The organism is Streptomyces sp. R28 (assembly GCF_041052385.1).
Taxonomy (GTDB): Bacteria; Actinomycetota; Actinomycetes; order Streptomycetales; family Streptomycetaceae; genus Streptomyces.
In genome coordinates, this window is record NZ_CP163439.1 from 411,364 (window position 1) to 423,138 (window position 11,775).

The window sequence follows — 11,775 nt, forward strand, 5'->3', positions numbered from 1 at the left end:
TCATCTCGTCCACGCCTCGGGGCCGCCGCCACGCCACTCGATCAGCCTGGACCCCCGTACGTACTCCTCATCGGCGTCCTCGATTCCCGCCCGGCGCAGGAACTCGGCAACGTCCAGCAGCCCGTACGCCATGCCGAGGAAATGGTCACCGGCACGGACCCGTCGGCCGCCGTCCGCGGCGGGCGGGTAGATCGCGATGGGCTGCTCGCCGTCCATGGCACCAGGGTGCGGCCTGCGTCGGCCGCTCGCATGCGGGGCTGCCGCGCCGCTCGTGGGCCGGCGCTCCTCGGGGCTCGATCCGCTGCTCCGCGTTCCAAGGAATGAGCGTTTATCCAGGTCAGGCCCGGTAAGGTCGTTCCAATCCCCCTGATCGCCCGCCGAATGCCGCGGCCGGGGTCACTGAGCGCTGGTCACGGCGAGTTCCCCCAGGAGCCGGGCCGCCGGGGCCGGGGCGAGCAGCCATTTCAGGTGGCTGCCCTCGAGGGTGCGGACGTCGTAGGGGTTGTGCGGCGTGAGGGCGTTGCCCTCGCGGATCAGCCGGTCCTGCAGGGCGAGCGGCAGACTGGTGTCGCCGGCCAGGCGCACGTAGGTCTTCGGAATGCGGCCCCACGTCGCGGCCTGAGCCCGGTCGGAGGAGGTGCCGGCATCCAGATTCTCGTCGGGCTGGAAGGTGTTCAGGAAGGTCAGGAACTCCTCGTCGGTGCCGTCGGCGAGGAAGGCCGCCTTGAACGCCGCGAGAGCGTCCGGATCCGCGGTGCGGAAGTTGACGCGCAGCAGGCCGAGTTCGGCCGGATTCCCGGCCATCGCCGCGGCCAGGGAACCTGCGTCGACCGTGGCCATCTCCGGTTCGGCGTAGTAGTCGCCGACGTCGAGATCGACCGGGCACCAGGACGAGACATAGACGATGCGGTCGATGAGGTCCGGCCGTGCGTTGGCCGCGGCGGTGGCCGTGACGCCGCCGCGACTGTGCGAGACGAGGATCACGGGGCCGTTGCATCGTGCCCGTTCCAGGATCCCGATCAGGTGCGCGGCATTGTCGGCGAGTGTGACGCCCTTGATCGAGCCGGGCGTGGTGGCGAGCCCTTCGAGGTCCTGCGGGGCTTGATAGGCGCGCGTGTAGGTTGCCCCGAAGCCATGACCTGGCAGGTCCACAGCGACCGAGCGGTGTCCGAGGAGGCCGAGCTCGGCCTGGAGCGGTGCGAAGGAGAAGGAGTTCGCGAAGGCTCCGTGAACCAGTACGAAGGTCGGTTGCATCTGTCTGCTCACTTTCAGCGCGCGGACGCAGCGGGGCGTGGGCGCCCGGCATTCGAACGTGCACACTACTCACCGAAAGATCATCCGCACCACCGGTACGGGGGCCTCCGCTTAGCGGCCACCCGACACGCACACACGCACCGCCCACACGGCCCGCACGGCCCGCCCGGCACGCACCGCACGGCGGGCCGGACCGGCCAGCTCGTCCGGAGGCGTGCGTTCCGGGGCCCCCTTATCGTGATCGAGGACGCCGTATCCCGGTCCGCGACGGGCGTCCCTGGAGGCATTGATGCTGGCCAAGCTGTCAACGCGGCCCTCACTGCGGCGCTGCGCGGTCACCGGCGCGGTCGGACTGGTCCTGCTCGGCACAGGGCTGCCGACGGCGACGGACGACGCCGAGCCCGACCTCGCCCGCTTCTACCGGCAGAAGGTCACCTGGGCCAAGTGCCCGGGCGAGGGCCTGCCGAAGGATCTGCAGTGCGGCAAGATCACCGTCCCCCTCGACTACGCCCACCCCGGGTCGGGAACGCTGGATCTGGCGCTCGCCCGCTACCGGGCCACGGGCCGGAAGCAGGGTTCGGTGCTGCTCAACTTCGGCGGACCGGGCGGCGCCGGTGTCCCTGAATTCGTCGCCGGCGGCAAGGACTTCATGGAGCTGACGGACGGCTACGACATCGTGACCTTCGATCCGCGCGGCGTCGGCAGGTCCTCGCCGGTCAGCTGCGGGGACGGCGAGGAGGACATCGCCGTGACGGAGGACGGCACGGAGATCGGCCGTGATCCGCAGTCCGTCCTGAAGCAGTTGAGGAAGGCGGCCGACGCGTGCGCCCGGCACTCCGGTCCCGTACTCCCCCACATCGGCACGGTCAACGCCTCGCGCGACATGGACGTGATGCGCCAGGCCCTCGGCGACAAGAAGCTCAACTACCTGGGCTTCTCCTACGGAACGCGGCTCGGCGCGGTGTACGCCGCCCAATTCCCCGAGAGGGTCGGCCGATTGGTGCTCGACGGTGTGGACACGCTGACCGAACCGCTGACCGAGCAGGGGGTGGCAGGCGCCAAGGGACAGCAGAAGGCGCTGGAGGAGTTCGTCAACTGGTGCGTGAAGGACATCGCCTGTCCCTTCGGGCAGGACCCCCGCGAGGCCCGCAAGCAGGTCGTACGACTCGTCGACTCGCTGGACGAGGACCCGGTGCCGTCGGCCTTCGGTGAGCCGTTCACCGGGCAGGACCTGGTCGGCGCCATCGGACAGGCGCTCTACAGCGAGGAGTTGTGGCCCTCGCTGGAGCGGGCCCTCGCCACGCTGGTCGAGGACGGCGACACGCACGCCATCGAGACCTTCGCCACCGGCGGCGCCGCACCCGCGCGCCGGGACGAGACCGAGGAGACCGCCGGGACCGAGGAGACCGGGAACCCCGACGGCGGTCTCGTCGACGAGGAGGAGGTCCCCCTCGACAACCTCCCCGCGGCGCTGATGGCGATCAACTGCGCGGACGATCCCGACCGCCCGACGGACGAGCAGATCATCGGCAACCTCGACCGGCTGCGCGCCGAGTACAACCAGGCGTCACCGGTGTTCGGCCCCTACCGGCTCACCGAGGTGCTGATGTGCTACGGCCGCTCCAGGGGCACGGACTTCATCCGCGACGACGTGAAGGACGTGCACACGTCGAAGATGCTCCTCGTGGGCACCCGCGGCGACCCGGCGACGCCGTACCGCTGGACCGTGGAGACGGCGAAGCGACTCGGCCCCTCGGCCGTGGTCCTGGACAACAAGGGCAGCGGCCACACCGGGTACGCCTCTTCCAAGTGCGTACACGGCAAGGTCGACGCCTTCCTGCTGTACGGCACGCTGCCGGCCGACGGCAGCTCCTGCGGGCCGGAGGACGACGGAGAGTAGGTCCGCGAGGGCGAGGGGTTTGCCCCTAATGCCCGATCGGCGAATCGGCCCTATCGTGCTGTTATGGAGCACGCACTCAGTCCCACGACCCTCATCGAGCTGCGGCGCCCGCGCCCCTATCCGGCCGTGTCCGTGCTGACGCCCACGCATCGCCGAGAGCCCTACCGGGCCCAGGACCAGGTTCGGCTGCGCAATGTCGTGGCCGAGGCCAAGAAACAGCTGGAGGCCGATCCCTCGGTCACCCGCGAACGACGGGTGGACGTCGAGCGACAGCTCGACCAGGCCCTCGCCGAGGTCGATCTCACGTATGCCGAGGACGGCCTGGCGATCTTCGCCGCCCCAGGTGAGCACCAGGTCTGGTCGCTCGCCCGAACCGTGCCCGAGCGCGTGGTGCTCTCGGACACCTTCCTCACCCGCAACCTCGTCTCCGCGGAGGCCTCCGAGCGGCCGTTCTGGGTGCTCTCGGTCTCCCCCGACCGGGTCACGCTGTGGACCGGCAGCCTGGACCGCGTCACCGAGGCCCGCATCGGTGGTTTCCCGCTGACCAGGCGTTTCGACAACTTCGACGCCGAGCGCCGGGAGCGGATCGGCGACATGCCGAGCGCGTTCCGCGACGAGGGCACCCGTCACTTCCTCAAGGACGCGGACTCCGCCATGAGCGCGATCCTCCGGGACAACCCGCGGCCGCTGTACATCACCGGCGAGCAGGCGGCGCTGTCCCTGCTGGACGAGATCGGCGGCGCCACCAAGGACGCGGTGCACGTCCCGCACGGCGGGCTCGCACACGGCACGCACGAGGCGGTGTGGCAGGCGATCCGTCCGCTGGTCACCGCCGAGGCCCTCAGGAACACCGTCGCCGTGGCACGGGAACTCGAATCCGCCCGTGGCCGCAAGGCGTTCGCGGCCGGCGTCGACGAGGTCTGGCGCAGCGCCCGCGAAGGCCGGATCCGGCTGCTCGCCGTCGAGGAGAACTACCGGGTGACGGTGCGCGGCGAGGGCGGCGACCACCTCATCCCGGCCGAGAGCGGCGACCTCGACGCCCGCGAGGACATCGTGGACGAGATCGTCGAGCAGTGTCTGGAGACCGGCGCCGAGGTCCGCTTCGTACCGGACGGCACACTGAACGACGCCCAGGGGATCGCCGGGGTGCTGCGGTACTGACGCCGGAGCGATGAGGAGGCACAGCGGCGGCGGCCCGGTCGCCTCCTCATACGCTGCCGAAGAGCGCGCTCAGGCCGCGCTCCACGACCGCCCCGAGGTCCTCCTCGCCGGTCGCGACCACCGCGTAGGTCCGCAGCAGGAAGCGGTTCAGGGCGGAGGTGTCGAACTGGAGCAGCGCCATGCCGTAGGGCGAGTGCAGCTCCACGACCGTGCACATCTGGCCGCACGGCCAGATGTGCACGTCACCGTCCCCGGCCGGCTCGCGCAGACCCTCCTCCAGCAGGCTTCGGGCGAAGGTCCAGGTGGCCCCATGGCCATCGAGGGAGAGCTCGCCCGGGAAGTCGATGTGCACCGCCAGCGGGTCCGTGGAGGCGTACCGCAGCTTGGCGGGAACGGCGATCTCGCGCTCCTCGCCGGTAATCAGGCGGGCACGGGCGGGCTGCTCGAGGGCGATGTCCATGGGCGGTCTCCCCTGCGGGTCGGAGGTAGGACGGTTTTTGCCGCTGTGCTTTTACGACCCCGCAAATGCCGTTTGCATTACGCCTGAGCGCCCATCATTTATGTGACCTGCATCACTCGCGAAGAGTGCATCGCCCCGGCCGACGGCCACCCTCCCTCCACCCCTAGAACATCCGACCGTCGAACACTCGACTGAGCGACGTACAATCAACCCCGTCAGGACGTCAAATCACGTACCGCGCCTACGACTTGACCCCTTCGGCGACCTACGGCAATCGCATGACGCGAGCCCTCCGTGAAGACTCTGGCATATGCCAGACGCACCACCGTATCGGGTGTTGCCAAATCCCTTACAGGGCGTCGCGGGCTGTGCAACAGTCGTAATGGTCCTTCCGTCAGCCTTGGTCGTACCGTCCTCGCATCGGAGTGCGTCATGCCGCCCCATCTCTCTGCGGACCGCCCCGCCGCTCAGCCGCCCGGACGCGGCTCGGTCGAAGCGCTCATATCGCAGACGCGGCGACTCAAGGGCGACGTCGACGCCGTACGGCGGGACACGCGCAGCGACGACGGTTCGGATCCGCAGGAGCGGTGGCAGCGGGCTCTGTACGACCTCGCCCTGCACCAGCTCAACGACCTCGACGAGCACCTTGCGCAACTGCGGGACGGCCCGGCCCTGGTGGACGCGGCTCCCGCGCCCGCGCCCGACGCCGTGCCACCCGCTCCCCGGCGCGGCTCGCTGCTCAGCCGGGTCGGCAGCGCGGAGTGGAACCTGCTGACGGACGAGGCCAGTTGGTCCGGCGAGCTCTACCAGATCCTGGGTCGTGATCCCGCCGCGCCACCGCTCACCCTCGACGAGCTGCCGTCCCTGGTGCTCGACGAGGACCGGCCGAAGCTGACGGCGATGGTCACGAACTGCCTTGTCGACGCCAAGCCCATCGACGGCGAGTTCCGCGTCGTACGCCCGGACGGCGAAGTCCGGACCGTGCACATGATGGGCGAGCCCGTGCTCGACACTGACGGCAGCACCGCCTCGATGTGGGCCGTGCTGCGCGACGTCAGCGAACTGCGCCGCAGCCAGCGCGAGGTGAGCGAGACCCGTGACTCGCTCCAGTGCGAACGGCACCACGCGCAGAGCGCGCACCGGCTCGCGGCCGAGCTGCAGGAGGCCGTGCTCCCGCCGTGGCGCGGCTCCCTGCGGCTCCCGCACCGAGGCCCGGAGACCCTGGACCTCGCGGCTCACTGTCTGCCGGCGTCCACGAGCGCACTGATCGGCGGCGACTGGTACGACGCACTGGAACTGAGCGACGGCGCAACGCTGTTGAGCATCGGCGACCTCACCGGGCACGGCGTCGCCGTGGCCTCGGGCATGGCGACCCTGCTGGGCGCCGTACGCGGCATGGCCATGGCGGGCACCCAGCCGGGGCAACTGATGTCCTGGCTCAACCAGTTACTCGACGCCACCGTCCAGCCGGCCCTCGGCAGCGCCCTCTGCTGCCGCTACCGGCCCGAGACCCGCACCCTGACCTGGGCGCAGGCCGGACACCCCGCCCCGCTGCTGTTCCGCGACGGGACGGGGCGCAGGCTGAACGCGCCGGACGGCGTCCTGCTCGGCGCCACCTCGGGTGCCGTCTACGCACAGGCAGAGGAGACCCTCGATGTGGGCGACCTGCTCCTGCTGTACACGGACGGACTGGTGCCGAGGCACAGCGGAGCGGACTCCGTGCAGCGCCTCCTCGACCTCGGTCCCCGTATCTGCGAGGCACGCACCGCACAGGACTGTGTGCGGCTGGTCGTCAAGGAGTTCGGTGAGAGTGAGCGCGAGGGCAATGCCTGTGTGCTCGTGGCGAGGGTGACGTCCTAGCTCAGGGGGGCACCCTGGTACGGACGGGAACCCGGTACTTCCGGGAATCGGTCAGGCGCACAGTCCCCCTATGCCTGTGCGCTGTTACCGCCGCCCGACTTCCTCATCTTGGGCAGCGCCAACCGGATCTCCTCCCGTAGTTCGTGGATCTTCGGGTAGCTGGAGTACTCGGCGGTGAGCCGGTACATCTGACGCAGTCGGTCCCAGGTGCGGCCGGACGAGTTGGAGCCCATGGACATCAGGGCCAGTCGTGCGTACCGGTCCGCCTGTTCGGGGTCGTCCGCGATGAAGCAGGCCGACGCCATGGACAGATGGTCGAAGATCTTCGACCGCTCCCGGCCGTCGATGCGCAGGGCCAGGGCCTTCTCCGCGTAGTGCTGGGCGTGCGCGGCCGCGCCGGGCTCGAACTCGGCCAGCGTGCGGTAGGCCAGGGCCTGCATGCCGTACAGATCCTCGTCCTTGAAGGTCTGCATCCAGCTCGGTGACGGTACGTCGCTCTTGTCGGAGACGAAGAGGTCCTCCGCCTGTCCCAGGGTGCGGCGCATGGCCTGGCCCTTGCCCATCGACGCCTGCGCCCAGGCCTCGATGGTGTGGAACATGGCCCTGGTACGCGGCAGCACCTCGTCGCCGGAGCCGGACTGGGCGAGTTTCATCAGGTCGAGCGCGTCGTCGGGCCGGCCGAGGTGCACCATCTGGCGAGCCGCTCGGGAGAGCGCCTCCCCGGCGCGGGGCCGGTCGCCGCCCTCACGGGCCGCGTGGGCGGCGATGACGAAGTACTTCTGGGCCGTGGGTTCCAGGCCGACGTCGTGCGACATCCAGCCGGCGAGGACGGCGAGGTTGGCGGCGACGCCCCACAGGCGCCGCTGCAGATGGTCGGGGTGACGGTAGGCGAGCATGCCGCCCACCTCGTTGAGTTGGCCTACGACTGCCTTGCGCTGGAGCCCGCCGCCGCGGGCCGCGTCCCAGGCCCGGAACACCTCTACCGAGCGCTCCAGTTCCTCGATCTCCTGCGATCCGATGGGGGCGGCCTCGTAACGGTCGAACCCAGCGGGATCGGCGTGCAACGGGTCGTCGAACTGGGGGGCGTCGGCCCTGAGGGCCGGGTCGGTGTGCAGCCAGTCGTGCATGGCGCTGCTGAGTGCGGATCCCGCGGCGAGCGCGGCGCCCGCGCCCACCAAGCCGCGTCGGTTGAGCATGAGGTCCATTCCCGTGAATTCGGTGAGGACCGCAGCCGTCCGCTCGGGCGCCCAGGGCACACCGTCGGGATGTTCCACACTCCCGCCGTCCTGCCGTTTCCCCGCACGCCCGTGCCGGACCAGACCGAGGTCCTCCATGGTCACGACACGGCCGAGACGCTCGGTGAACAGGGCCGCCAGCACCCGCGGCACCGGATCGCGCGGGATCTCTCCCATGTCGATCCACCGCCGCACCCGCGAGGTGTCGGTCGACAGCTGAGGGTGGCCCATGGCCGCCGCCTGCCGGTTGACCAGCCTCGCGAGCTCACCCTTGGACCAGCCGGCCAGGCCGAACAGGTCCGATAGGCGGGTGTTGGGTTGTCCGCTCACGTCAAGCCCCCAGGTTCTCGGCTGAGTTGACAGTAGCCCGGTGAGAGTTGCCCCGGGACTATTCGCCAGGGTTCGCCAGGGTGCGCCAGATGGTGTGCCACTGGGCATCGGGTGTCAGGTAGGAAAGCGCCACCCCGACCCGGTCGCCCTCTTGATACGGCTGGTGCATTCCCCAGGGTGCACCCGGGCGACCGGATCGGGTCGCGCTTTGACTTCGCAGGCACACGAAGGGATCTGTCTCTCCCATGTACGCAGCATCGTCCTCCGTGTCCGCCCCACCCCGGTCGCTGCGCCCCCGCCCGGCGGGTGGCGGCCCCTACCTCGACCCCGCGCGGCCGACGGCCGCCCCCGTACTCGGTGCGGGCCGGACGCGGCGCCCCGCGGGGCTCGGCACCCAACCGCTCAGCGGGAGACTCGACTTGTCCGGCCCCCAGGGCGCCCAGCTGCGTGCGGCGATCGCATCGGTGCACCGGATCTGTCCGGAGTTCGCTCCGGTACAGGTGCTGCGCCGCAGTGGACGGTCCGTGCTGCTGGTCGGCACGACCGGACGCAGCACGCCCGTCGCCAAGTGTTTACTCGACCACTCGCCGGCGTGGGCCGAGCGGATCCGGCACGAAATAGCGGCATACCGCTCGTTCGTCCGGCACCGCCCACCCGTGCGTGTGCCGAGACTGATCGCAGCGGATCCGGACAACTGCACGCTCGTCATCGAGCGGATGCCGGGCCGGGTGGCGGCACTGCAGCGACACCCGGTGGAGGCGCCGCCGCGTGCGGACATCAGGGCGGCACTCGGAGCGATCTGCCGGCTCAACGCGTGGCGCCCGCCGGCGGGCACGTTCGACGCGCCGCTGGACTACGCGACCCGGATCTCCCGGTACCACGAGCTGGGCCTGCTCACCGACCGGGACATGGGCGATCTGCAGAAGCTGCTGCACGGCATCGCGACGACCGCGGGCCGGCAGGGCATGGGCCAGTTCTGCCACGGCGACGCACTGCTCTCGAACATCCTGCTCTCACCGGCCGGTCCAGTGCTGGTGGACTGGGAGCACGCGGGCTGGTACCTGCCGGGCTACGACCTGGCGACGCTGTGGTCGGTGCTCGGGGACGCACCGGCGGCCCGTCGTCAGATCAGCCAGATCGCCCAGTCGGCGGGCCCGGCTTCACGGGACGCGTTCCTGGTGAACCTGATGCTCGTACTGACCCGTGAGATCCGTACCTACGAGACGGCCGTGCAGCGTTCGATGCACGACGCCCCGACCCCGGCGGCACCGGGAGTGGCCCACCCGGGTGCTGCGCCGTCCGGCGAGGAACAGCGGCTGCTGCTGAGGCGGCTGCACGACGACTGCCAGCTGGCCCGACGGGCCGTGCGCGCGGCGGTCGGCACTCGCTGACGGGGACGACAGTCCGCGGTGCGCCCTGGACAGCGGCGCACCCCGGACTGTCGTGTGTACGGCCGTAAACGCCCCATTGGTGTACGCCACTGACGCCCCGCAGGCCCTGGGGCTGCCGCCACGAAACTCCCGGGACCCTCGATTTGCAGGGGTATCCACTTGCCGGTCGGCATGATTGACGGATCGTCGGACAGCCGGTACCACAGACGCACGCCCGGCCCCGCACGGCTCATCGCGCCCGACCGTCCCTGGAGGCTGCATTGCGAGGATCCGTCACCGCCATGGCCGCTGCGGCGCTGCTGTTCCCGCTGCTGGGCGCGGCCCCGTCCGACGCCCGGAACCCGGAGAACCACCTGCAGTCGGCCTTCGCCGCCGCGGCCGCCGAGTACCACGTGCCGCAGAGCGTCCTGCTCGGCGTCTCCTACCTCCAGTCCCGCTGGGACACGCATGCCGGGGCACCCAGTGTGACCGGCGGTTACGGCCCGATGCACCTCACCGACGCCCGCACCGCGCTCGCCGAGGAGCCGGCGCACCACAGTGACGGCTCGGAGGACGCGCGCGGCGACAGCGCCCGCCCGCCCCTGCTCCCCGAGGCGAAGCTGCCGGAGACCGCGGAGATCCCGGCCCGCCTCAGGACGTTGCCGAAGGCGGCCGAACTGACCGGACTGCGCCCGGAGCAGCTGCGTACGGACCCGGCCGCCAATGTGGCGGGCGGTGCCGCACTGCTCGCCGCCGCGCAGCAGGAGCTGGGCGAACCGCTGAGTTCCGACCCCGCGGACTGGTACGGGGCGGTGGCTCGCTTCTCCGGTGCCGACGACACGGCCACGGCGACGACGTACGCCAACGACGTCTACGACGTACTGCGCACCGGTCAGAAGCGCGCCACGGACGCGGGCCAGCTGGTCGCTCTGGCCGCCCAACCACGCCTCTCCCCCGACACAGGGCAGCTGAGCAGGGCGGGGTTGCGGACGCTCGACGCCACGCAGACCGAGTGCCCGACGACGGTGTCCTGCGAGTGGATCCCGGCACCGTACGAGGAGTTCGGGGAGGGCGACTACGGCAACCACGACCTGGGCGACCGTCCGGCCTCCCCGGGCATCGACTACATCGTCATCCACGACACGGAGGGCGCCTGGGAGGGAGTCCTCACCATGGTGCAGGACCCGACCTATGTGTCGTGGCAATACACACTGCGCTCGACGGACGGTCACATCGCCCAGCATGTGAAGGCCAAGGACGTCGCCTGGCACGCGGGCAACTGGTACGTCAACGCCAAGTCGATCGGCCTGGAGCACGAGGGCTTCCTGGCGCGGCCGGACGCCTGGTACACGGAGGCGATGTACCGGTCCTCGGCACGCCTGGTGACGTACCTCGCGAAGAAGTACGGCATCCCGCTGGACCGGCAGCACATCCTCGGCCACGACAACGTGCCGGGTCCGACCTCGGCGACGGTCAGCGGTATGCACACCGACCCGGGCCCGTACTGGGACTGGCGGCACTACTTCGAGCTGCTCGGCCGTCCCTTCGAGGCCACCGCGGGCCCGAACGGCGGCCTGGTGACGATCCGCCCCGACTACGCCACCAACCGGCCCCGGTACACCGGCTGCGTCACCGCGGGCGTGCCCTGCGCCGACCACGGTTCGAGCGCGGTACGGCTGTACTCCGGGCCCGGCGAGTCGTATCCCCTGATCAAGGACGTCGGCCTGGGCTCGACCCCGACCACCGGGGTGAACGACCTGTCCTCGCGGGTCTCGACCGGTCAGCAGTACGCGGTCGCCGGCCGGAACGGCGACTGGACGGCGATCTGGTACCTGGGCCAGAAGGCGTGGTTCAAGAACCCGAAGAAGAACCCGACCGCGGTGGACGCGACCGGCCTCGTGGTGACGCCCAAGGACGGCCTCAAGACCATCCCGGTGTACGGGCGCGCCTACCCCGAGGCCTCCGCCTATTCGACGGACGTACCCGCCCAGGCGGTGTCGCCGCTGCCGTACACCTTGCCCGCGGGCCAGAGGTACGCGGTGGGCGGCGAACGGCCGGGCGAGTACTACTACGCCGTGGCCTTCGACGGGTCCTCACACCGGGTCGTGGTCGGCAAGGACGTCTACTACGAGATCCAGTTCGGCCATCGAGTGGCGTTCGTGCGGAAGGCGGATGTGCGGGTGACGGGGTCGGGTTCCTAGCCGG

9 protein-coding genes are annotated in these 11,775 nt (G+C 70.6%); 5 read left to right on the forward strand and 4 right to left on the reverse strand.

Going from position 1 to position 11,775, the window contains the following annotated elements; translation table 11 throughout:
• Positions 1-216, reverse strand: a complete 216-nt coding sequence (locus AB5J49_RS01825; RefSeq protein ID WP_369166691.1) for a hypothetical protein — start codon at positions 214-216, stop codon at positions 1-3.
• Between the two features lie 180 nt (positions 217-396).
• Positions 397-1,254 carry an alpha/beta fold hydrolase gene (locus tag AB5J49_RS01830; RefSeq protein WP_369166692.1) on the reverse strand — a complete coding sequence of 286 codons (858 nt, stop codon included), beginning with the start codon at positions 1,252-1,254 and terminating at the stop codon, positions 397-399.
• A 289-nt stretch (positions 1,255-1,543) separates the two neighbouring features.
• On the opposite strand from AB5J49_RS01830, the gene AB5J49_RS01835 reads away from it, so the two are divergent.
• Positions 1,544-3,154: an alpha/beta hydrolase gene (locus AB5J49_RS01835; protein WP_369166693.1), complete on the forward strand. Its 1,611-nt coding sequence runs from the start codon at positions 1,544-1,546 to the stop codon at positions 3,152-3,154.
• A 63-nt stretch (positions 3,155-3,217) separates the two neighbouring features.
• Positions 3,218-4,315, forward strand: coding sequence for a chemotaxis protein (locus AB5J49_RS01840; RefSeq protein ID WP_369166694.1), 1,098 nt, complete (start codon positions 3,218-3,220; stop codon positions 4,313-4,315).
• Between the two features lie 46 nt (positions 4,316-4,361).
• Here the strand turns inward: AB5J49_RS01840 and AB5J49_RS01845 are convergent, their stop codons facing one another.
• Positions 4,362-4,775 carry an SsgA family sporulation/cell division regulator gene (locus AB5J49_RS01845; RefSeq protein ID WP_369166695.1) on the reverse strand — a complete coding sequence of 138 codons (414 nt, stop codon included), beginning with the start codon at positions 4,773-4,775 and terminating at the stop codon, positions 4,362-4,364.
• 432 nt (positions 4,776-5,207) lie between these two features.
• Between AB5J49_RS01845 and AB5J49_RS01850 the strand changes: the two genes are divergently transcribed.
• Positions 5,208-6,635: a PP2C family protein-serine/threonine phosphatase gene (locus AB5J49_RS01850; protein WP_369166696.1), complete on the forward strand. Its 1,428-nt coding sequence runs from the start codon at positions 5,208-5,210 to the stop codon at positions 6,633-6,635.
• A gap of 68 nt (positions 6,636-6,703) precedes the next feature.
• Here the strand turns inward: AB5J49_RS01850 and AB5J49_RS01855 are convergent, their stop codons facing one another.
• A complete protein-coding gene (locus tag AB5J49_RS01855) occupies positions 6,704-8,200 on the reverse strand; it encodes a hypothetical protein (RefSeq protein WP_369166697.1) in 1,497 nt (498 codons plus the stop codon).
• A 245-nt stretch (positions 8,201-8,445) separates the two neighbouring features.
• Between AB5J49_RS01855 and AB5J49_RS01860 the strand changes: the two genes are divergently transcribed.
• On the forward strand, positions 8,446-9,591 hold the full coding sequence (locus AB5J49_RS01860) for an aminoglycoside phosphotransferase family protein (protein ID WP_369166698.1): 1,146 nt from the start codon (positions 8,446-8,448) through the stop codon (positions 9,589-9,591).
• Positions 9,592-9,872: 281 nt separating this feature from the next.
• The gene (locus tag AB5J49_RS01865; RefSeq protein WP_369166699.1) at positions 9,873-11,771 is read left to right on the forward strand and encodes an N-acetylmuramoyl-L-alanine amidase; all 1,899 of its coding nucleotides are present in this window, start codon (positions 9,873-9,875) and stop codon (positions 11,769-11,771) included.
• Positions 11,772-11,775 lie beyond the last annotated feature (4 nt).